Below are 279 nucleotides of genomic sequence, written 5' to 3'. Positions count from 1 at the left end.
GTGCAGGCAGGCATCTATGAGGCGTTTGCTGCGAAGCTCGCCAGCCGAGTTGCAGAGATGAAGGTTGGCGCCGGTACAGAGGAGGGCGTCGTGATCGGGCCGATGATCAATGGTGCCGCCATCGAGAAAATCGAGCGGCATGTCGCCGATGCTTTGGAGAAAGGCGCCCGGATAATTGCCCGGAGCGAAGCAGTGCCGGAAGGCAAGCAATACGCCCGGCCTATTCTGCTTGGCGACGCCACGACCGAAATGCTGCTGGCGTCGGAAGAGACGTTCGGG

1 protein-coding gene is annotated in these 279 nt (G+C 61.3%); it reads left to right on the top strand.

Going from position 1 to position 279, the window contains the following annotated elements; genetic code table 11:
• On the top strand, window positions 1–279 hold a 279-nt coding region (locus tag EN804_RS36895; protein ID WP_135922467.1), incomplete at both ends, for an aldehyde dehydrogenase family protein.

The sequence above is a fragment of the Mesorhizobium sp. M8A.F.Ca.ET.161.01.1.1 genome (assembly GCF_004792105.1).
Lineage (GTDB): Bacteria > Pseudomonadota > Alphaproteobacteria > Rhizobiales > Rhizobiaceae > Mesorhizobium.
This window is presented reverse-complemented; position numbering and strand designations above follow the sequence as displayed.